This window comes from Salegentibacter maritimus, from assembly GCF_016236975.1.
GTDB classification, from domain to species: Bacteria; Bacteroidota; Bacteroidia; order Flavobacteriales; family Flavobacteriaceae; genus Salegentibacter; species Salegentibacter maritimus.
The window spans coordinates 42,025-65,153 of the sequence record NZ_JAEHNY010000007.1 but is presented as its reverse complement, the minus strand read 5'-3'; the positions used below and the strand labels follow the sequence as shown (position 1 = coordinate 65,153).

At 38.3% G+C, this 23,129-nt stretch carries 20 protein-coding genes; all 20 read left to right on the top strand.

Going from position 1 to position 23,129, the window contains the following annotated elements; translation table 11 throughout:
• Window positions 1-14 precede the first annotated feature (14 nt).
• Window positions 15-1,871 (top strand): phosphomethylpyrimidine synthase ThiC, encoded by a 1,857-nt coding sequence (gene thiC / locus I6U50_RS09040; RefSeq protein ID WP_198638614.1) that lies wholly within the window; start codon window positions 15-17, stop codon window positions 1,869-1,871.
• Between the two features lie 11 nt (window positions 1,872-1,882).
• Window positions 1,883-2,479, top strand: coding sequence for a thiamine phosphate synthase (locus I6U50_RS09035; protein ID WP_198638613.1), 597 nt, complete (start codon window positions 1,883-1,885; stop codon window positions 2,477-2,479).
• The gene (locus tag I6U50_RS09030) at window positions 2,442-3,227 is read left to right on the top strand and encodes a hydroxymethylpyrimidine/phosphomethylpyrimidine kinase (protein ID WP_232805906.1); all 786 of its coding nucleotides are present in this window, start codon (window positions 2,442-2,444) and stop codon (window positions 3,225-3,227) included. The genes I6U50_RS09035 and I6U50_RS09030 overlap by 38 nt, the downstream gene beginning before the upstream one ends.
• Complete coding sequence (gene thiE / locus I6U50_RS09025; RefSeq protein WP_198628165.1) at window positions 3,224-3,859, top strand: thiamine phosphate synthase; 636 nt, start codon at window positions 3,224-3,226, stop codon at window positions 3,857-3,859. The genes I6U50_RS09030 and thiE overlap by 4 nt, the downstream gene beginning before the upstream one ends.
• On the top strand, window positions 3,856-4,635 hold the full coding sequence (locus I6U50_RS09020; RefSeq protein ID WP_198638612.1) for a thiazole synthase: 780 nt from the start codon (window positions 3,856-3,858) through the stop codon (window positions 4,633-4,635). The genes thiE and I6U50_RS09020 overlap by 4 nt, the downstream gene beginning before the upstream one ends.
• A complete protein-coding gene (gene thiH, locus I6U50_RS09015; RefSeq protein WP_198638611.1) occupies window positions 4,628-5,737 on the top strand; it encodes a 2-iminoacetate synthase ThiH in 1,110 nt (369 codons plus the stop codon). Before I6U50_RS09020 ends, thiH begins: the two co-directional genes overlap by 8 nt.
• Window positions 5,738-5,740: 3 nt before the next feature.
• Entirely contained in the window at window positions 5,741-6,811 is a 1,071-nt protein-coding gene (gene moeB, locus I6U50_RS09010) for a HesA/MoeB/ThiF family protein (RefSeq protein WP_198638610.1), read from the top strand.
• A gap of 398 nt (window positions 6,812-7,209) precedes the next feature.
• Entirely contained in the window at window positions 7,210-7,806 is a 597-nt protein-coding gene (locus I6U50_RS09005; RefSeq protein WP_232805905.1) for a Crp/Fnr family transcriptional regulator, read from the top strand.
• A 59-nt stretch (window positions 7,807-7,865) separates the two neighbouring features.
• A complete protein-coding gene (locus I6U50_RS09000) occupies window positions 7,866-8,393 on the top strand; it encodes a DinB family protein (RefSeq protein ID WP_198638609.1) in 528 nt (175 codons plus the stop codon).
• 323 nt (window positions 8,394-8,716) lie between these two features.
• Window positions 8,717-9,100: a VOC family protein gene (locus I6U50_RS08995; protein ID WP_198638608.1), complete on the top strand. Its 384-nt coding sequence runs from the start codon at window positions 8,717-8,719 to the stop codon at window positions 9,098-9,100.
• A 9-nt stretch (window positions 9,101-9,109) separates the two neighbouring features.
• On the top strand, window positions 9,110-9,505 hold the full coding sequence (locus I6U50_RS08990; protein WP_198638607.1) for an SRPBCC family protein: 396 nt from the start codon (window positions 9,110-9,112) through the stop codon (window positions 9,503-9,505).
• A gap of 71 nt (window positions 9,506-9,576) precedes the next feature.
• The gene (locus tag I6U50_RS08985; protein WP_193711751.1) at window positions 9,577-9,975 is read left to right on the top strand and encodes a VOC family protein; all 399 of its coding nucleotides are present in this window, start codon (window positions 9,577-9,579) and stop codon (window positions 9,973-9,975) included.
• A gap of 32 nt (window positions 9,976-10,007) precedes the next feature.
• On the top strand, window positions 10,008-10,430 hold the full coding sequence (locus I6U50_RS08980) for a VOC family protein (RefSeq protein ID WP_232805904.1): 423 nt from the start codon (window positions 10,008-10,010) through the stop codon (window positions 10,428-10,430).
• Between the two features lie 18 nt (window positions 10,431-10,448).
• Window positions 10,449-10,826 carry a nuclear transport factor 2-like protein gene (locus tag I6U50_RS08975; RefSeq protein WP_198638606.1) on the top strand — a complete coding sequence of 126 codons (378 nt, stop codon included), beginning with the start codon at window positions 10,449-10,451 and terminating at the stop codon, window positions 10,824-10,826.
• A 49-nt stretch (window positions 10,827-10,875) separates the two neighbouring features.
• The gene (locus I6U50_RS08970; protein ID WP_198638605.1) at window positions 10,876-11,634 is read left to right on the top strand and encodes an alpha/beta fold hydrolase; all 759 of its coding nucleotides are present in this window, start codon (window positions 10,876-10,878) and stop codon (window positions 11,632-11,634) included.
• Between the two features lie 216 nt (window positions 11,635-11,850).
• Complete coding sequence (locus tag I6U50_RS08965) at window positions 11,851-13,983, top strand: sensor histidine kinase (protein WP_198638604.1); 2,133 nt, start codon at window positions 11,851-11,853, stop codon at window positions 13,981-13,983.
• Window positions 13,971-14,624, top strand: coding sequence for a response regulator (locus tag I6U50_RS16085; protein ID WP_193711746.1), 654 nt, complete (start codon window positions 13,971-13,973; stop codon window positions 14,622-14,624). The genes I6U50_RS08965 and I6U50_RS16085 overlap by 13 nt, the downstream gene beginning before the upstream one ends.
• A gap of 569 nt (window positions 14,625-15,193) precedes the next feature.
• The gene (locus tag I6U50_RS08955) at window positions 15,194-15,565 is read left to right on the top strand and encodes a hypothetical protein (RefSeq protein ID WP_193711745.1); all 372 of its coding nucleotides are present in this window, start codon (window positions 15,194-15,196) and stop codon (window positions 15,563-15,565) included.
• Between the two features lie 4 nt (window positions 15,566-15,569).
• Complete coding sequence (locus I6U50_RS08950; RefSeq protein ID WP_193711744.1) at window positions 15,570-16,094, top strand: phage tail protein; 525 nt, start codon at window positions 15,570-15,572, stop codon at window positions 16,092-16,094.
• 100 nt (window positions 16,095-16,194) lie between these two features.
• On the top strand, window positions 16,195-23,129 hold a 6,935-nt coding region (locus tag I6U50_RS08945; protein WP_317192021.1), incomplete at its 3' end, for a beta strand repeat-containing protein.

Sequence of the window (23,129 nt, the reverse complement as noted above, 5' to 3'; positions counted from 1 at the left end):
AAACAGAAGTAATTATGAAAAAGGAGCAAACTCCAAAGCAGCAAACCATTAGCCGGGAACCTTTTCCCAATTCCGAAAAGATTTATGTAAACGGAAAAATTCACTCTAATGTTAAAGTTCCAATGCGAATGATCTCCCTTAGTGATACCGTAGATAAATTTAATGGAACAACAGAAAAAAACGATCCTGTTTTAATCTATGACACCAGTGGTCCATACACCGATCCCTCTATAGAGATAGATGTACGAAAAGGACTGCGGCCTATTCGCAACAGTTGGATTGCCGGCCGGGAAGATGTAGAGCAACTCCAGGGACCTTCTTCGGCCTATGGGCGTGAAAGAGGGAATAATGAAAAGTTGGAGGAATTTCGTTTTAAAAGGAATCGAAAGCCGCTTAAAGCAAAACCCGGAAAAAATGTAACCCAGATGCACTATGCCAGGAAAGGCATTATCACTCCAGAAATGGAATTTATAGCCATTCGTGAAAACCAAAAGATGGAGGAGATAAATCATATTTCAAAACAACATCCGGGTAATAGTTTTGGTGCCAGTATTCCTAAAGTAATTACTCCTGAATTTGTACGAGATGAGGTTGCCCGCGGAAGAGCAATTATTCCTTCCAATATTAATCATCCAGAAAATGAACCTATGATCATTGGCAGAAACTTTCTGGTAAAAATCAATGCCAACATTGGAAATTCAGCAGTGTCCTCTTCCATTGAAGAAGAAGTTGAAAAAGCGGTCTGGGCCTGCCGTTGGGGAGCAGACACTATTATGGATCTTTCCACCGGAAAAAATATTCATGAAACTCGGGAGTGGATACTTAGGAATTCTCCGGTGCCCATAGGGACAGTACCAATTTACCAGGCCCTGGAAAAAGTAAACGGCAAAGCCGAAGATCTTACTTGGGAAATCTTCAGGGATACACTTATCGAGCAGGCTGAGCAGGGAGTGGATTATTTTACTATTCATGCCGGAGTGCGGTTAGCTTACATCCCACATACTGCTAAAAGAGTAACAGGTCTTGTTTCTCGTGGAGGATCTATTATGGCAAAATGGTGCTTGGCACATCATAAAGAGAGCTTCCTGTACACCCATTTTGAGGATATCTGTGAGATTATGAAAGCTTACGATGTTTCTTTCTCTCTTGGAGATGGCCTGCGCCCTGGAAGTATTGCTGATGCTAACGATTATGCACAATTCGCCGAACTTGAAACTTTGGGTGAACTTACAAAAATTGCCTGGAAGCATGATGTGCAATGCATTATAGAGGGCCCCGGACATATACCCATGCACATGATAAAGGAGAATATGGATAAACAATTGGAAGTTTGTGGGGAAGCACCTTTTTATACTTTAGGACCATTAACCACAGATATTGCTCCCGGTTACGACCACATTACCAGTGGAATTGGTGCCGCAATGATCGGTTGGTTCGGCTGTGCTATGCTCTGTTACGTGACTCCAAAAGAACATCTGGGATTGCCCAACAGGGATGATGTAAAGGAAGGAGTAATAACCTACAAAATAGCAGCCCATGCTGCCGATCTGGCAAAAGGACATCCCGGAGCACAGCACAGGGATGATGCTTTGAGTAAAGCGCGATTCGAGTTCCGTTGGGAAGATCAGTTTAACCTTGCTCTTGATCCAGATACCGCAAGGTCTTATCATGATGAGACCCTACCTTCTGAAAATGCCAAAGTAGCTCACTTCTGTTCTATGTGTGGCCCGAATTTCTGTTCAATGAAAATAACTCAGGACGTTCGAAAATTCGCTAATGAAAACGGAATGGATACGGAAGAAGCGATCGAGGAAGGGATGAAGAAAAAATCGGAAGAATTTAAAGCAAAAGGAAGTCAGGTTTATCTCTAAAAGCGATTCTAATGTTAATTCTTTTTACGCCGGAAGAAAACAAAAGTACAGAAAAGGAGCAGCTCATTTATTTTTTGGAGAATGAGCTGTCAGTTTTGCACGTTCGCAAACCTAAAATAACAGAATTAGAATTGAGATCTTGGTTATCTCAATTTGAAGAAAAATATCTTCGGAAAATGGTACTTCATCAGCATCACGGTTTAGCTGAAGCTTTCCCTGTGAAGGGGATTCATTTAAAAGAAAATATCAGGAGAAAACAAGAGAACCTGGAGCTATATATAGAGCATTACAAATTAAATGGCTTTACTATTAGTTCCTCATTTCACGATTTTGAAAATATGAAAACCGGAGCTCTGTTATTTGACTACGTTATTCTGAGTCCTGTTTTTACTTCTGTTTCAAAAGAAGGATATCAAGGAAAAGAATTTAATGTAGAAAAATTTCCTCACAAAGTGGTCGCGTTAGGGGGAATTGAAGCCGATAAAATACCTAGAGTAAAGTATCTCGGATACGAGGGAGTAGCAGTAATGGGAGCCATATGGCTGGCTGAAAACAAGCAACAGGCTTTTAATGAAATCTATAATAAATACAGAAATGTTTATAAATAGCAAGCCCTTTGTATTGAGTATAGCTGGATTCGACCCCTCAGGGGGAGCCGGATTACTGGCAGATGTCAAGACCTTTGAAAGTCTGGGGTGTTATGGACTTGGGGTAAACACAGCAAATACTATCCAGAATGATGTCAAATTTGAAGCTTGTTACTGGACTTCTGAAGCTATTATTCTTCAGCAACTCGAACTCTTATTGGAAAGATTCCCGGTGGAAGTTGTAAAGATAGGAATCATTCAAAACCTTCAGACCCTAGACCTGGTCATCAATAAATTACTGTTAAAAAATAAAGACATTAGGATTATTTGGGATCCGGTTTTAAAATCCAGTAGCGGATTTTCTTTTCAAAATTCACGAGAATTCCAGGAAGATATTGACTCAATTCTGGAGAAAATATTTGTTGTTACTCCCAATTTCTATGAATTAAAAATGTTCTACCCTGAATTAGATATAGAAGAAACTATCGGGAGAATAACTAGCAAAAGCAATTTATATCTTAAAGGGGGGCACAGAATTGCAAATACCGGGCGCGACGAACTATTTACCACAAAAGGTGGGTGTCTTGGTTTAGAACCCCTTAGAACAGATTGTTCAGAAAAACACGGTAGCGGATGTGTTTTTGCATCAGCATTGGCAGCGCATTTAGTTTTGGGTGAATCTCTTCCGGGAGCTGCCCGAAAAGCAAAAATATATATTGAAAAAATATTAGCATCAAATAACACATTACTAGCATACCATAACCTATGATTTCGAACTTACATTATATATCGCAGGGAAAAACTCCTGAAGAACATTTGAAAAATATACATAAGATGTGTGTGGCTGGAGCCAACTGGGTTCAATTACGGCTTAAAGATGAAACTTTTGAAACAGTTTTGAAAACAGCAAAAGCAGGAAAGGACATTTGTGATGAATTCCAGGTGAAATTAATAATTAATGATTTTCCGGAAATAGCACACAAAGTTGATGCCCATGGTGTTCATTTGGGAAAAGAAGATGAGTGTCCTTTGGAAGCCAGAAAATTACTGGGGCCAGATAAAATTATTGGAGGAACCGCTAATACATTGAAGGATTGTGAAGGCTTGTGTGAAAAGCAGGTAGATTATATTGGCCTTGGTCCATTTCGTTTTACAACTACCAAAAAGAAGCTTAGCCCTATATTGGGGGCGGAAGGATACCAAAAACTGTTGAGTAACCTTCGTGCCGGCGGAAAATTCATTCCAGTGATTGCTATTGGAGGGATAACTCTGGAGGATATTCCGATTTTAGCAAAAAGTGGAGTACAGGGAGTAGCTATTTCGGGCCACCTAAATGCACAGGCAGAACCTGAAAAAATACTTCAGAAAATCAAACAACAATTTTCAGAAAAACAATTATGAGTAAAATAGATCAATTAAACATTGCAGATAGAACCTTTTCTTCTCGGTTATTCACGGGGACAGGAAAATTTAGCTCTTCCCAGGTGATGCAGCAAGCAATATTAGCTTCAGAAAGTGAACTGGTCACGGTGGCTTTGAAACGAGTAGAGCCTGGGAATGATGACGATGAAATGTTCTCATCTTTGAAAAATCCTGGCATCAGTCTACTTCCTAACACATCAGGAGTGCGCAATGCAAAGGAAGCGGTATTTGCCGCGCAAATGGCCAGAGAAGCACTTGAAACGAATTGGGTGAAAGTAGAGATCCATCCCGACCCTAAATATTTACTGCCCGACCCCGTAGAAACTTTAAAAGCTTGTGAGGAGCTTGTAAAATTGGGGTTTGTAGTGATGCCATACATTCATGCAGATCCTGTTTTGTGCAAACGGTTGGAAGAAGTTGGGGTACAATGTGTAATGCCTCTGGGCGCGCCCATTGGTAGCAATAAAGGACTCAAAACGCTTGACTTTCTGGAAATTATAATCGACCAAAGCAATGTGCCGGTAATTATAGACGCGGGAATTGGAAGCCCATCTCACGCTGCGCACGCGATGGAAATTGGAGCCGATGCTGTTTTGGTGAATACTGCCATTGCGGTTTCGCAAAATCCGGTAGCTATAGCAAAAGCATTTAAAATGGCCGTAGAAGCCGGTAGGATAGCTTATACCTCAAAACTAGCTCCACAAAGATCACAAGCCCAGGCAAGCAGCCCATTAACACAATTTCTATATGAGTAGTTTTAAACATACTTTGAATAAGTATTCCTGGGGTGATGTGCAGCAAAGTATTTCTGCCAAAACAGAAGCAGATGTGCTTACTGCACTGCAGAATGGGAAAAGGGATCTTGAGGATTTTAAAGCCCTTATTTCTCCTGCCGCAAAGCCTTTTCTCGAACAAATGGCGCAACAAAGCAGAATTATTACCAAAAAGCGCTTTGGGAATACCATGCAAATGTACGCCCCTATGTATTTAAGCAATGAATGCCAAAATATTTGTACCTATTGTGGGTTTAGCATGACGAACAAAATCCCCAGAAAGACCTTAAGCGATTCAGAGATAATTAAAGAAGCCGAATTTTTAAAATCTAAAGGTTATGATCATATTTTACTGGTAACGGGAGAAGCGAACAAAACTGTGGGAGTTGATTATATGTGCAATGCTGTAAAGGTGTTAAGACCATATTTCTCCAATATTTCGATTGAAATACAGCCTTTAGATCAGGATGAATATGAAACACTGATTGAAAACGGACTTTATGCAACATTGGTTTACCAGGAGACTTACCATCGGGAGACTTATAAGATTCATCACCCAAAAGGAAAAAAATCAAATTTTGATTATCGCCTGGAAACTGCAGACAGGTTGGGAAAAGCAGGCATCCATAAGATAGGTATAGGGGCTTTGCTGGGGCTGGAAGACTGGAGAGTAGACAGTTTTTTTACCGCTTTACACCTTAAATATTTACAAAAAACCTACTGGAAAACGAGATATTCTATTTCCTTTCCGCGATTGCGTCCCTTCAGCGGCGGGCTGGAACCTAAAGTGGAAATGACAGACTCTGATCTACTTCAGGTAATTTGCGCATATAGGCTACTGGATGAAGAGGTAGAATTATCTATTTCTACTCGGGAAAATGAAGTTTTCAGGAATAATATAGTCCACCTTGGCATTACTTCAATGAGTGCTGAATCTAAAACAAATCCAGGTGGTTATGTGGTAGAATCACAGTCTTTGGAGCAATTCGAAATTTCTGATGAAAGAAGTACAGAGGTTATTGCACAAATGCTTTCCGGATCGGGTATAGAGCCTGTCTGGAAAGATTGGGAGAAAAGCTGGTAAATTATGTTGACAAGAAAAGAAAAACAGCGGTACAATCGGCATACCTTGTTGGATGAAATAGGAGAAGTTGGGCAGTCAAAATTAAAAGATGCTAAAGTACTGGTAATTGGAGCAGGTGGTTTGGGTTGCCCTGTTTTACAGTATTTAGCTGCTGCCGGAGTTGGGAAAATAGGGATCATAGATGATGACGTGGTAGATATTTCTAATTTACAGCGGCAGATTCTTTATGTTGAAAAAAATGTAGGTGAACCAAAAGTGATTGCTGCCAAAAATAGGCTTCAGAAGATGAATTCTGCTATAGATATCGTGGTTTATAATGAGAGGCTAACGGCAAATAATGCACAGGAGCTTTTCTTAATGTATGATATCGTCGTGGAAGGAAGTGATAATTTCACCACTAAATATCTGGCAAATGATGCTGCAGTTTTAACAAATAAACCATTGGTGTTCGGTTCTATTTATAAATTTGATGGGCAGGTTTCGGTATTTAATTATAAAAATGGACCTACTTACCGTTGCCTGTTTCCAGCAGTAGGTTCTGCAGAAGAAATGCCTTCCTGCAGCCAAGTTGGCGTTTTAGGAATACTTCCGGGAATTATCGGAAACCTGCAGGCGAACGAAGTGCTAAAAATAATTTTAGGGATAGGCGAGGTTTTATCAGGAAAACTTCTGCTTTTTGATGCCCTTCAAATGCAAACCCAATTAATACCTTTCTCCAGAGATCCCGAAGCGAAAATAACGGAATTGAAAGAAGTTAATTCTTTATGTGCAACTGCTATTTCAGACTCAGTCACCTACGATGAGTACCTTAAGTCTCCCGAATGTTTCAATTTGCTGGATGTAAGGAATGCTGAAGAGCGAATAGCATTTAGCATCGGAGGACTACACATTCCACTTTCACAGTTAGAAAGCAGGTATAGCGAATTAACTTCCAAAGATAATCTGCTGGTTTATTGTGCCTCTGGTATAAGAAGTTTGAAAGCAATTACTGTACTTAAAAAGATATTTAATAGGAAGAAGATATTTAACCTTGCAGGTGGGATACAAAAGTTAAAATTTGATTCTGAAAGATAAAGTTTAAAGGAATAGGACAAAAAACTGTATAATGAAATTGTATGAAAGGCACTTTTATTGAATTGCTTATCTTTCATTTGTAAAAGTACTATAATATTGAAATTACGTTCTTTAAATTGTCTCTGGCTTGTTAAACAAAGCTAACGGGCTTGTAACAAAAAAATTAAACTTTAAGCTGAATAACTAAACGTAAAAGCGAGGAAGGTAAAAGTATTTATTGTGATGGTGGAGCTGAGTTAATTAACGAACTACCTAAAAATGATCTCATAAATGAACCTGACATTTCGGTTATACCATTTTTGCTGAAAATGATACAAGGTTATGACTTTCATCTACATTTTCACCTCTTCTCAAAAACTAATCATGAATAATTTTCTTATTTTTAAACAAACTCTAAAATGATGGAAGACTCCTTTTTTAAAAAAATATACAACCATACCAATATTAAAAAGGACGACTACAATACCATTATTAATGCCCATACCAAAGTTGATTTTTCAAAAAATGATATTGTACTAAATGAAAACCAAATCAATAATGCTTACTATTTAGTAAAAAGCGGATTGTTCCGATCGTATGTTGTTGATTATAAAGGCAACGAAATTACAACCGGATTTTTTGGCCCTTATGATATTTTAATTGAAGTCGCTTCATTGTTTCTCCGCATTCCTTCAAAAGAAACTATCCAGGCGCTAACAGACTGTGAAGTTTATAAAATTAAGTTTAACGATTTCCAGAATCTTTACAGCAACATAGAAGGTTTCACAGAATGGGGCCGTAATTGGATGTCTCACCAACTTTTTATGGCAAAAAAAAGAGCGGTTACTATGCATACGCAAAGTGCTTCCCAAAGGTATTTAAGTTTAGTTAAGGAAAAACCGCAAATCATTAAAGAAGTGCCGTTAAAATATATTGCTACTTATTTAGGGGTTACCGATACTTCTTTGAGTAGGATTAGAAAAGAAGTGCTTTCTCAAACAGAGAAGTTGCCATAGGACAAGATTTTATTGAGTTCTTTTTTTGAAGTTTGTAAGTATCTTATTTAGAAATAGAAATGACAGGGATAGAAGAAAATACATTCAATGAATTTCATAAAATAACGTTGAGATTATTGAAAATTCTTGCTGCTTTATCTGAGGAACAAATAAATTCTTCTCCCAATAAAGGCTGGTCTCCAGGGCAATTAGGAGAACATCTATTAAAATCTTATGCATCTGTTGATACATTGAACGGCAAAACGAAAAGAACAAATCGGCCTATGGGCCAAAAATTGGGGCCAGTTAAAACCTTATTTTTGGATATTTCGATTAAAATGGATTCTCCGGAGGCTATTCTCCCAACCCAGGAAAGAATAATCAAAAAAGATTTAATAGAGGCCTTAAAAAATAGGGTTGAGCAAATAAAAGAAGTGATAAAAAACAAAGATTTGTCTTTAACCTGTACGGATTTTTCAATTCCCGAGTATGGCGAATTCACAAGGTATGAATGGATATGGTTCAATATTTACCATACCCACAGGCATATTCTTCAACTGGAAAATATGAGGGTATTGAGTAGTAATAAAGATGTTGAATCAAAATGAAAATTTTAAAGGTAATTCAGGCTTATTTTCTTGGTTTTAAATAAGTGGTAATGCAATTTTTGGATATCTTCTCGATGATAGGTTTAAATTCAGTCGTCCCCAAATCTCCAGCACAAAAAATAGAAGGGATATCCTATTTCAAAAAGGTATTAGTAGAAGAGTGTAAGAGTATCAAATTCTATAAGTTCATCGAGTATAAAACTGTTTTTTAAAATTATAAAGCAATAATATGTTGTCCTAAATAGAGAACTTGCCATATGGAAAGTTCTTTTTTGTTTTCTTTTTTAACTTTTGTAGTAATAACTGTTTAAAATATTCAAAATATGAAAAGAATTAATCCCGTGGTATGGTTCGAAATTTATGTAAGTGATATAAGTAGGGCTACAAAATTTTACGAAAAAGTACTTCAAGTAGTTATGGAAGATATGAGCGACCCAACAAATCCATCCATCCAAATGAAATGTTTTCCCAGTGATATGGAAAATTATGGGGCTGCTGGCGCTTTGGTGAAAATGGAATCAGTAAAGCCCTCTACCAATGGAAGCCTTGTTTATTTTGGTTGTGAGGATTGTAAAATTTTAGAAAATCGGGCGGCAGAAAATGGAGCTGAAATTATTCAACCCAAAATGGCTATTGGTGAGCATGGTTTTATTTCTATAATTAAAGATACTGAAGGTAACTCTATTGGATTCCATTCTATAAATTAAGTGTGTGTTATGGAAAGCATTGAACATGTTAATTATATAAAGGCACCAATCGCAAAGGTCTATAAAACACTAACCACTAAAGAAGGTTTAGGGAACGTTTGGACGAAGAAACTCAAAGTGAAACCTGAAATTGGCTTTGTCAATGAGTTTGATTTTGATGAAGGTTACATCACGAAGTTTAAGGTTATTGAACTTATAGAGAACAATAAAATCGTTTGGGAATGTATCGCTTCTGATGAAGAGTGGGTAGGCACGAAAGTTTCTTTTGGACTATCGGAAAAAGATAATGTCACAACCGTAACCCTTAAACATTACTATTGGAGGGAGCGCACAGGCTTTTATCGTTGGTGCAATTACAATTGGGCTATGTTTCTCTATCGATTGAAGACTTATATTGAAAACTAAAACTGCTTATGATTGAAGGTATAAAGTGTGATTTAATAAATACAACACTGGTTTATTTAAAAGATTAATAGATGAAACAACAGATAACATCCTTTTTGACTTTCCAAAAAAGCAATGCAGAACAGGCTATGAACTTTTACGTGGATATATTCAATAATTCGAAAGTGATTGAGGTACAACGTTACGGAAATGATGGGGCAGGTAAAGAGGGAACGCTTATGAGAGGTGTTTTTGAGTTAAACGGTAAACAGTTTATATGTAGCGACAGTTTTATTCAACATAAATGGGACTTTACACCTGCAGTATCAAATTGGGTAGAATGCGAAACGAAAGAAGAGCTTAATCGACTCTATAAAACCCTCTCGGAGAGCGGTGATGTCAAGATGCCCTTAGATAATTACGGTTTTAGTAAGCTATTTGCTTTTGTAGAAGATAAATTTGGGCTTTCGTGGCAATTAAATTTGGAATAAGTATCATTCTATTGGGAACAAATTAAAGTTTAATGAAAATGAAAGTAAATCAAATTTGGGCAAATCTTGGCGTAGAAAATATTGAGCGAACTAAATCTTTTTATAAGTCGTTGGGGTTTCAGTTAAATGGAGAGCCTTCAGAAGACTTGGTCAGTTTCTTTTTTGGTCCTGAAGATTTTGTGATTCATTTCTTCAAAAAAGAAAAGTTGGAAGCAAGTTTAGAAGGAAGTTGTGCCAATTTAAGTAGCGGTAACGAAGTACTGTTTTCTTTAGCTGTTGAAACCAAGGGAGAATATGACCAATTCGTAACAGACATAAAGAATGCAGGAGGCAGAATTTTATTCGACTCAAACAAGAATAAAAAAGAATTATATGATAAAAATGGATTTATCGTCTGTGTCTTTTCAGATCTTGATGGTCATAAATTTAACTTGCTCTACACTGCAAATATGTAAACTTAAAAGCTTTAAATAATGACCAAAATGATATCCAGGACAGATTGCGGCAACTCCCCTAAAATGGAGTTTTTAAAAGAAATTAATATTGCCTTTGCCGAAGGGAACGTCATATTCTTAAAAGAGGGTGTTACAGATGATATTGTATGGAACATAATTGGGGATAGGAAAATTGAGGGCAGAGCAAATTTTGTGAAAGCATTAGAAGAACTACAATCCTTGAAAGCATCGGAATTGATGATAGACCAAATCCTGTCCCATGGAAAAGAAGGGGCAGTTAATGGATGGATGATAATGGAAAACGGAAAAAAATATGCCTTTTCAGATTTTTATTTCTTTCAAGATGCCAAAGGTGAAAAAATTAAAGCTATAACATCTTACTGTATAGAAGTATAAATCCTTCACATAATTATTTGAAAAAGTGTGATTTTAAAACAATGTTATTATGAAATATTGTAGATTTTTATTGATTTATGCCATAGTAACAATATCATTTCAAACTTCACATTCCCAAACGAACAATAAATCAGTTTTTGTGCTTGTTCATGGAACTTGGGGTGGTGGATGGGCTTTTAAGCAAGTGGACTCATTACTTACTGAAAATGGTAACGTAGTTTATAGGCCAACACTTACCGGGCAAGGTGAGAGAGTTCATTTATCTTCACCTGAAATTGGATTAAAAACACATATTACAGATATTGTAAATACAATTCTTTATGAAGACCTTCATGATGTTATTTTGGTTGGTCATAGCTATGGCGGAATGATTATTACCGGAGTATCTGATACTATTCCAGAGAGAATAAAGAAACTTATATATGTTGATGCAGTAGTTCCTGAGAATGGCGAGAATATGCTATCCATTTTAAAAATAAACAATGAAGTTCTTTTTAGAAATGTAAATGGATACTTAATTCCATCTTGGGTTCAAGGCGGACAAAAACCACCAAAAGATGTACCCCATCCGTATAAAACTTATACAGATACTATCTTTCTAAAAAATCCCTTGAGGATAAAACTTCCAACAACCTATATTCTTACGGTAGACAAAGGGAAAGAACCTAAAAATGATGATTTTATCTTTCATGCTGAACGTGCTAAAGAAAAGGGATGGCATATTTTACGTTTAGAAGCAGACCACAACCCTCAATGGTCTTCTCCAGAGCAATTCGTTAAATTACTTCAGGAAGACATCAAAAACTAATAAAACGCACCCACAGCACTGTGTGTTTAATGTGCTGGCTTTTATGTTTTATTATAATCCTGTTGGATTATTTGTTCGATTTTTATTTGCTGAATAAAGAATATTAATCATTCAACCTGGTATCTAGTTTAGTTTAGTAATTCTACCAGGTTTTTTAATTTATTTATAACAATTTGTTGTTATCTTTCAGTTTCTGTATCAACCATAGTATTTTTAATGACAATTACCGGTTCTAGTTTATCTTTTCATATTAACAGTAAGAATAAAAAGGATGAAAATAAATTAAGAAGTAGATTTCATAACATTCAAAGCCTTTTTAAAAAGAAGCTTATTTTATATTGTGTATTAATGGTATCGGGTATTATCTCTGGCCAGGATACCATAAACAATATTCAGCTTGAAAAAAAATTACAGCTTGTTGAGGGTAATTCTAAAAAATTACAGGTATTAGATAAAATATTAAAGAATAATACTGTAATTAAAGATAGTCTATCGGCGAATCTCGTAGCACATTATAGGGAGATAGCTATCCGGGAACAAAATTGGGACAGTGCTTTATTATATACCAATAAACTTGCCGATTATTTTATTCTAACTCAGTTGAAGTCTAAAAAAGCATTTTCAGTATGTAAGACTTTTATGCCATATATAAGTGAATGTAAGAGCACAAAAGATATAGGGGAATATTATATTTTGTATGCACAAGCGGCTACTTTCTTACAAGAATTTGATGAATCGCTAAAGATAATTGATGAGGGGATTGCCTATTTAGAAAAGCATAATGAGATGGATAGCCCTGTTTATGCAAGAATACATCTTATTGCAGGAGAAAATAGCTCTAAAACAAACAATCTTATTAAAAGTGTGACTTATTTTGAAAAAGCTTCGGCACTTTTTTTACAGCAACAAGATACGGTATCTTTTTTATGGTCTCAGAATGGATTAAGTCGTTTGTTAGGAAATAATGGCTTGTACGAAGAAGCTGAGGAAGCTCGAGAATCTATTTTTTTATGGCAAGACAAAATAGAGACAAAAGATGTTGTTGTTATGGCACACGTTACCGCTTCTATTGAAGGAGCAATGCAAGGCAATCGTGTAAAAGAATTGTATCATGCAAAACAGGCACTTTTGTTAAAAGACGAAATGTCTTCAAATATTAAACATGTTATAGAGATACTCACAAGGGCTTGTGCTACCTATGTCTTTGCTCGGTACGATTACTTAGAAGAGTCTGATGAAAATTTAAATTATTTAAAAGCCTTAATGCAAGACCTAAAAGGCAATGCTTTTTTGAATACTTATTACACTCTGGCGGTCGGTCAAAACGCCTATGCGCATGGGCATTATAATACAGCTAAAAATATACTATTAAAAGGCCTCGAGGCTGTTAAGGATTCTGAAGAGCCTGAAAATATTTTAGATTATGAGCGTTTGTTAGCGCAGACTTATCATAAAATGGGTGATGCAGAACAATCGCTCGGGCATTATATAAATTATTCTGACCTAAAAGATTCTATTCAAAGAAGTACGGCCAGAAAACGATTTGCCTATGTTCAAAACCAGTTTGAAGTTGAAAAGAAAGACTTACAAATTTCTAAACAGAAAAATGACATTGAATTATTAGCAGCTCAAAATAGGGTAAAAAAGCAGGGGCTGATTTTTGGAGGTATAGGTTTGGTAAGCTTGTTTGTGCTTATTTATCTATATCGCTCAAGGGAATTCGTAAGGCGAAAACAGAAATTACAAAAAGTCTTTTCTCAAAAGTTATTGTTGAAACAGGAAAATGAACGTACCAGGCTGGCACGTGAGCTCCACGACGGCGTAGGGCAACAACTTACCCTTATTAAAAAGAAAACCCAACAGAATAAACAAGCACAGCTTACCGAACTAACCCATCAGGTATTGGAAGAAGTAAGGGCTATCTCGCGAGGGCTTTACCCACCAATGCTGGATAAGTTAGGGCTTACATCGGCGATTAATCAATTAATATATGACCTTGATAGCGATACAAATCTTTTTGTAACACAAGAAATAGCGAATATAGATGAATGCCTTCAAAGAGAGCAAAACGTAAATTTATATAGGTTTGTTCAGGAGTCATTAACCAATATCATAAAACATTCTGAAGCTACTTCGGTATTTATTACTGTAAAATTAAAAGAAAGCACTATTTTTATCATCATAGAAGATAATGGGAAAGGATTTAATTCTGCCGATTTAAAAACATCAAAAAGCTTAGGATTAAAAACATTGAGGGAGAGAGTTAAAATTCTAAGAGGAAACATTCAGATAGAAAGTAAAGAAAATAAAGGAACGCTTATAAAAGCCATTATACCGTGTGCCCAGTAAAAAAAAGTCCTACTATTCTTGTTGCAGATGATCATCCATTACTTTTAAAAGGGCTTGTAGAAGAGTTGGAAACCAAAGCCTATCAAGTAATTGGTCAGGCCAAAAATGGTTCCAATGCCCTTAGTATGATTATTGAAAATGAGCCCGATATTGCTATTCTAGATGTAGAAATGCCTTTGTTGTCAGGAATAGAAGTGATTCAAAAGGTCAAAGAAAATCAAGAAGTAACAAAGTTTATTATTTTAACATCTCACAAAGAGAACAGTATTATTATACAGGCCAAAAATCTTCATATTAGCGGATATTTACTAAAAGATGAGCCTTTTGAAGAACTCGAAAATTGTATACAGGCCGTGATTAGAGGAGAAATGTATTTTAGCAAGACTTTTTCTGAAGTTTTGGAAGAGAAGGTTAATCCACAATTAAAAAAGATAAAATACCTAACACCTTCAGAACGCACCATTCTACGAATGATAGCACAAGATAATTCATCAAAGAAAATTGCCCTAAAACTTAGTATCTCAATAAGAACGGTAGAAAAACACCGCAGTAATATTATAAATAAATTAGACCTTTCTTTCTCTGAAGCTTCCCTCTCTTCATGGGTAAGAGATAATAAAGAGCTTATTTTAAGTTTGTGAAACAGGAAGCCTTTAAGTTGCCTGGAATAAGGATTTGAGTTATAGAATTAAAATATGGTAGCCCTTTATCGAATAATCAAGATTTGAATATTCCGAGGTATGCTTCAAATTGTGAATTATTTCAAATCGGATATCTAGTGTGTATCGAGGGTTATTTACTGGTAATTCTTGTTTTTTAGAATTAATCGAAAGTTTCCATTTCTGGGACGAAATTAAAAATATCTTCGTTTAAAGCACCTGGTATTCTTTCTCCAGGATATTTTGCGAGATATATAGTAAGTTAAACTTGCACAGGCTCTCGCGATTTTTTCGAAATTCCCGCGGTATGTAGGTTTGTAAGCCTATTGCTAATTAATTCTTAGGGAATGTTGCAAGCATCCATTATATATAAAAAGCAATAAATAACAGGAGATTTTCACACTAGCCTTCTGTTTTTGCTAAATGCTAACAAAACTCTTCTACGTACCCCTACGTAAAATATGTAGACAGGTACGTATTTTATTTAGGCATATGCCTATTTAATTTGCACTTCCTAAATGCCACCTGAATATTTATCAAATACATATACCATGTTTAACCTAAAAATTGTGAATAAATTCCGGTATTCCGGAACTCTACGGAAAACCGACGAAAGCGGAGAGTGGGTTATAAACCATAACCATACCGCTGAAGTAAAAGATTTAAAATCTGCTTTGCTTCAAATTTATACAATCGGCGATGTTGCCTTTCTCGATCTGGGAGAAAAGAAAATAGAAGGCTTTCCTTACCCGACAGAAAAATACGGAGTTCTGGTTCGTTGTCATAGCACAGAAGTATACTATCGCTACCAGGAAAAAGGAGATATTATTCTTACCATAGATGAATTGGGCTATTATAGTCTGGAAGTCAATAATGGTGCTGTAATTCAAATTAAATTACCCGAATTATCAATTAAAAACTAAAATTATGGATGCTTATATAGGAGAAATCAGGTTTTTTGGCGGCAATTTCGCCCCAAGAGGATGGGCTTTTTGTCATGGACAAGAGATATCAATATCACAATGTCAGTCCTTATACTCTTTGTTAGGGACTATGTATGGAGGCGATGGCCGTTCCTTCTTTAAATTACCCGATCTAAGAGGCAGAATGCCGATTGGAGCAGGAACCGGTTCAGGACTGTCTGCTTATAGGGAAGGGGAACAGGGGGGGATAGAAACAGTTCCATTAACAGTCAACCAAATGCCTAAGCACTCTCATACTACTATTATCAACGCATCGGACGCTGATGGTATTGGCGGGACTACCCAGGAGGTGACAAAAAACTACTGGGCCAAAGGAGGTACGTATGCTGCCTCAAAAAGTACCACTATGGCAGAAGATGCTGTTGTTATTGAAAACGCCGGAGAAGGACAGCCCCATGAAAATAGGCCCCCTTATACAGCCTTGAATTTTATAATATGTATGCAGGGAATTTATCCTCAAAGGAATTAATAAGAATAATATAAAATGCAGCATCCTGAGAGCTAAGTCAATTATGGGTTTCAGGTTGCTTTGTTAATAGAGCATAATCAATCTAAAAACGGTAGCCAGAATGGAATGTGATACGACTTTAAGGAATAAAAGACCATGGTTCTTTTTTTTAAGTATAATTCTTACAGGTGGTATATATGGTCAAACCCTTAATTTTGATATGGACGATGCTATCTTATATGATAGTAACGATGCTATTATCTCGGGTGAAAATGACCCTGGAGAATACATCTATCAATCAGTAACTTCCGGGGCCGACACTTATACCGTTCAGGTACGGCATGCCAACTATACAGACAGAACCCTCTTAACCGATTTAGGAGGGGGGAACGAGGTTTTCTATTTCCAGGCTGGAGGCGACACTAACCCATGGGTTATTAGTTTTACCAAAAATGGGAACCCTACCGACTTTACGTTAAACAGCATACGTTATTATGCTTATAACAACGATAAAATAAGCCTGGTAAACCAGGATAACAATATTATTTCAGCTGCTAATGCCTATGGGGCAGGAGCTAATGGCACTGTGAATATTACCAATACCGCTAATGCAACCGATATTAGCAGTTTTAAAATTCTTCCTGAAACTAGTATTACGCTCAATAATTATGGTTTCGACAATATTAACGTTAGCTTTCCGTCTACGGGTTTAACACCCTATACACCAGATGTCAACAACATTCTTTATGTAGATAAAAACGTAAGCGGTGGGAATGGTAACGGCTCAAACTGGACCAATGCAGTACCCGAGTTAGCCGATGCTCTGTTGTGGGCCGCCAACGATTGGGACGGTTCCGGTGCACCCCTGCAAATTTGGGTGGCTGAAGGGGTCTATTACCCTGATGAAGGAGATAGACAGACCAATAACGATCGTAACGCCACGTTTCAGCTTATAACCGGCGTAGAAATTTATGGCGGATTTGAAGGAAACGAGAGCAATTCTAACGATCGAAACCTGGAAGAAAATATCACCATACTTAGTGGTGATATTGATGGGAATGATACTACTAATAGTAGTGGGATAGTGACAGATCCATCTAATATTTCAGGAGCTAATAGTTATTCAGTGGTTACTGGTTCGGGTACTAATAACACCGCTAGATTAGATGGCTTTATAATTACAGCTGGTAGTGCCGACGTTGATGGAGGTGGTGCTCATAGGGACAAGGGAGGAGGAATGTATAACTTGAATGGTGATCCCACATTAACAAATATTACTTTTTCTGGTAACAGTGCTTTAAACACAGGTGGAGGCATGTACAACTATGATAGCTTTCCCGTACTGTTAAACGTAAGCTTCTCCCATAATAACGCCGGTGATGGCGGTGGTGGTGGAATGTTCAACCGATATAGTTCTCCTACACTAACTGATGTCATCTTTAGAGGAAACAGCACAAGTTTTCCCGGCGGTGGTGGCGGGATGCACAATTCTTATGAAAGCTCTCCTGTTCTTACAAATACAACCTTTAGCGGTAACACTGCTACAAGTGGCGGAGGTATGTACAACTTCGTCGATAGTTCCCCTGTTCTTACAAATGCTATCTTCACAGACAACAATGCAAGCAATTATGGCGGTGGGATGATGAATGATAATGAAAGCGATCCCATGCTAACAGGTGTAACTTTTACCGGAAATAACGCTACCCACGACGGCGGTGCAATATACAGTAGTAGCCAAAGCAATCTCACATTAACAAACGTGATAATTTGGCAAAACCAAGCAGATGGGAATAGTTCAACGACATCCGCCTCTATCTACAATACCAATTTGGCGAGCGCGAATATTTCCTTCAGCCTAATTGCCAACTCTGGGGGTAGTGGGTTAGACTGGGATAATGCTATCGGTACAGATAACAATAATAATATTGATGCCGATCCACAGTTTGTAAATCGATCAGACCCTAACGGCTTGGATAATATTTTTGGCACGAACGATGACGGGCTCACTTTAGAAGCCACCAGCCCGGCAATTAATGCAGGGGATAACAGTGCTATTCCATCTGGTTTAACCACCGATTTGGCCGGTAATAACCGAATATTTAATCTTGATGTTGTGGACATGGGCGCTTACGAATACCAGGGAGAAAAAGAAGAACCAATCTCTCCAGATGAAAATAAAATTCTCTATGTAAAAAAAGGTGGAGCAGGTAATCGAAGTGGAGACTCTTGGAGCAACGCCATTCCCGAGTTACGGGAAGCATTAAATTGGGCAGTGGGAAATTGGAGTACTGAAGATGGTAATCTTCAGGTTTGGGTGGCTGAAGGGACTTACCTTCCCACTTCTGAAACGACGCCCTTTCGCCTGATAGAAAACCTGAGCCTCATTGGTGGGTTTGAAGGTACTGAAGAGGATCCTTCCGAGCGGGACATATCCGGTCATCCAAGCATTTTGAGCGGTGACGTGAATGAGTCAGGAACAGCCGATGCAGGAGATGCCCACATTATCGTTTTAATTCCCGGAATAACGAATGGTGTTACCATCGACGGGTTTATTTTTGAGTCCGGTTATGCAGATGGTGGAAGTACTGGTGATCGAACGGGTGCTGCAATAGACAATAATGGAAGCAACACTATCTTAAATAGCATCTTCAGGGATAATCATGCAGTGGGAAATGCTTCCAATGGAATAGGTGGGGCAGTTATAAGTTTTGGGGGCGAGTTAAGCTTTATTAATACACTTTTTTATAACAATACTTCTACTAGTGGTGGCGGAGCTATTTCTGCTGAGAATGGAACTGTGCGATTTATAAATTCTACCTTAGCTAATAATGAAAGCCCTAAAGGAGGAGCTATTAATATTTGGGCAGGAAATGTAATAGCCATCAACTCCATTTTTTATAATAACTCCGGAACAAACGGAAATATGAATGATGACGGTGGTTCTGGAACGGGAAGTGCTGAACACAGCTTGTTTTTTAATGAAACAGACGGTAATACCGGAGATATCCCTGACGGAATTACAGACGGCGGCAACAACCTGTTTAACACTAATCCGGTGTTTACAAACGAAGAAAATGGAAATTACTCCTTGTTGAATACAAGTTCGGCTATCAATGCAGGCTCTAATAGCCATTTTGGGATGGGAGAACCTGCTGAAGGTATTATTATAGATTTGGCCGGCAACGACCGGATCTACAACTCCGGCACAGTGGATATGGGCGTCTATGAATTCCAAGGAGAACCTATAATAGTTCCCACACCGGATGAGGACAATATCCTTTATATAAATAAAAACGTAAGTAGTGGGAATGGCTCTGGAGATTCCTGGGAGAATGCTATTCCACAACTGGAAGATGCCCTATTTTGGGCAAGTCAAACCAATGATCCTGCCTGGGCAACAACTCCTTTACAAATTTGGGTGGCCGAAGGCATCTATTATCCAGACGAAGGAAGAAATTCGATGGATAATGACCGAAATACAACCTTCCAGCTGATTACAGGTGTACAAATTTATGGCGGATTTCAAGGAAACGAAGATAAGCTTTCCGATCGTGACTGGCAGGGCAATGAAACCATATTAAGCGGTAATATTGATGGTGACAATACCATTACAGGTAACAGCTATCATGTTGTGAATGGTACCGGTGCCGATAATACTGCCATACTCGACGGGTTTACGATAACCGGTGGAAATGCTGATAGCTCTTATCCAGACAATGGAGGAGGTGGGGTTTTTATTAATAACAGTTCTCAAAGCAGTTCGCCAAGATTATCTCATCTACAAATTGTTAAAAATGAAGCAGATAATATTGGTGGCGGAATCTACAGTTATAATTCATCCTTCACTTTGTTCAATGTAGAAGTTAGCGAAAATAAGGCTTTTTATGGTGGTGGAATTTATCTAACGGTTGGTCACCCTAAATTACTCAATGTTGGTATCTATGGTAATTCAGCCCGGAGAGATGGGGGCGGAATCAATAATACCGATGAAATAACACTTACCAATGTAAGTATCTATAGCAATTCATCTGGTGGTGATGGCGGCGGGTTCTATAACACCGGAGATACAAACATCCAAAATTCCATACTTTGGGGCAACACTGCTGGAGGAACTGGAAATCAAATTCATACCGATACTTTTTATGGAAGTGTACCAATTTATACTAACAGTTTAGTTCAGGACAACGACCTTACAGGCACGGGTATCGGCAACTTAGATGGTTCGGCTTATACAAGCGAAATGATTTTTGCTAATTTTTCAAGTGGTGATTACACCCTGGCTGCAGGAAGCTCTGCTATTAATGCGGGCGGTAACCAGGTCTACACAGATGCCGGAGGTGACCTTCAAAACGATAAGGATCTGGCGGGAAGTTCACGCCTGGATGCCGTTATTATTGATTTAGGAGCCTATGAATTACAGGGTGCCAGCATACCTCCTACACCTAACGGAGGTACTCTCTACGTAAATAAAAATGTAAGCGGTGGCAACGGAAGTGGTGACAGCTGGGTCAATGCCATTCCGGAGTTGGCTGATGCGCTGAAATGGGCGTACCAGGAACACCAGATAGGCACTCCCTGGAGTGAGTCCAACCCGCTTGAAATTTGGGTGGCAAAGGCTACCTATTACCCAGATGCTGGAGACCGTGCAACTAATAATGACAGGAACGAAACTTTTCAGCTAATTAGCGGTGTGAGGGTTTACGGTGGATTTGAAGGAGTTGAAGATAACCTCACCGATCGTGACTGGCAAGAACATATTACTGTATTAAGTGGAGATATTGATGGGAATGATGCTTCAGATAGTAATGGAATAGTAGTAGATCCCGTTAATATTTCAGGAGCTAATAGCTATACAGTAGTGACCGGTTCAGATGCTGATGACACCGCTATTTTGGATGGCTTTACAATTACCGCCGGTAGCGCAGATGATGAAAGTGTAGACACTGATGCTCCCGAGAGAAATGGAGGTGGGATTTACAATTATGAAGGCTCACCTACACTAACCAATCTTATTATTACCGGAAATATAACGGAATATAGGGGAGGGGGTGTCTTTAATTTTAATAGCTCACCGGTACTTACGAATGTTAATATAGAGGGAAATCGTACAATAGTAGGAAGTAGCTCAGCTCATTATGGTGGAGGAATTGCCAATATATCTGGAAGTTTTGCAGTATTAATAAATTCAAAAATTGTTGGAAACAGCGCGCAAGCAGGAGGAGGAGTTTATAATGATGGAAGTCCAACTACAATCATTAATACTCTTATCGTTCAAAATACAGCTATAAGCAGTAACGGTGGAGGAATATTTAACTTTTTAAGCACTCCAACCGAACTAATAAATGTTACTATTAGTGGCAATGATGCAGGTAACCTGGGTGGAGGAGTATTTAATGCTTTTGCCTCTCTGAATTTAAAGAATACAATAGTTTGGGGCAATACTGCTGATAGCGGAAATGAAATTGCTACCCAAATTGTTCCTGTAATCCTTCAAAATAGTCTATATGGCAACAATACCGGAGATATCGTTGGAAATTTAAGTGCTACGCTAACATTAAATGATGAGCCTCAATTTAAATCTGTAGATCAACAAGATTATAGCTTAAAAGCTAACAGTCCTGCCATAAACAAGGGAGATAATAGCTTATACCCTGGCGATTTAAATATCGATCTGGATATAGCCGGTAACCCCCGCTTATTTAATGGCACCATAGATATAGGAGCGTTTGAAAGTCAAAATGCTGCTCCAATTGCTATTTGCCAGGATATTACGGTTAACTTAAATGCGAATGGAGAGGTAAACATTACCGCAGCTGATATCGACAAAGGTTCTTCAGACATTGAAGGAGAGGTTACACTCAGTATAGATATAACCAGTTTTGATTGTGATGATATAGGCAAAAATACTGTTATACTATCTGTAGAAGATGAAGATGGAAGTACCGCTACCTGCGAGGCCACCGTAACTATAAAAGATAATCTTGCTCCTGTGCCAGGCACCCCAACATTAGACGATTTTACCGCTGAATGTGAGGTGCTGGAAAGTGATATTGCTACACCCACAGCTACCGATAATTGCGGTGGAACAGTAACGATAACCAACGATGCCACTTTCCCAATCACTTCACCAGGAACTACGGTAATCACGTGGACTTACGAAGATGAAAACGGAAACACTTCAAGCCAGACGCAAAATGTGATTATTAAAGATGTCACCGCTCCGGTAGCCGATCAGACAATTTTGGCTGATATCACTGCAGAATGTGAGGTGCTGGCCGGTGATGTGCCTACACCGACAGCTACTGATAATTGCGGCGGAACAGTAACGATAACCAACGATGCAATCTTCCCAATCACTTCACCAGGAACTACGGTAATCACGTGGGCTTACGAAGATGAAAACGGAAACACTTCAACGCAAACGCAAAATGTGATTATTGAGGATAACAGCGCTCCGGTAGGCGATCAAACAACTTTGGTGGATATCACTGCAGAATGTGAAGTTCTGGCCGGCGATGTGCCTACACCGACGGCCACCGACAATTGCGGTGGAACAGTAAGGGTTACCAACGATGCCACGTTCCCAATCAGCACGCAAGGAACTACAGTAATCACGTGGACTTACGAAGATGAAAACGGAAACACTTCAACGCAAACGCAAAATGTGATTATTGAAGATGTCACCGCCCCGGTAGCCGATGAGGCAATTCTAGCCGATATCACTGCTGAATGTGAAGTATTATCAAGCGATGTAACCGAGCCATCTGCTACGGATAATTGCGGTGGAACAGTAACGATAACCAACGATGCGACCTTCCCAATCATCACGCAAGGAACTACGGTAATCACCTGGACCTATGAAGATGAAAACGGAAACACTTCAAGCCAGACACAAAATGTGATTATTAAAGATGTAACCGCCCCGGTAGCCGATCAAACGATTTTAGCAGATATCACTGCTGAATGTGAAGTTCTGGCCGGTGATGTGCCTACACCAGGCGCTACCGACAATTGTGGAGAAGTGGTTAAGGTCACCAACAATGCAACCTTCCCAAT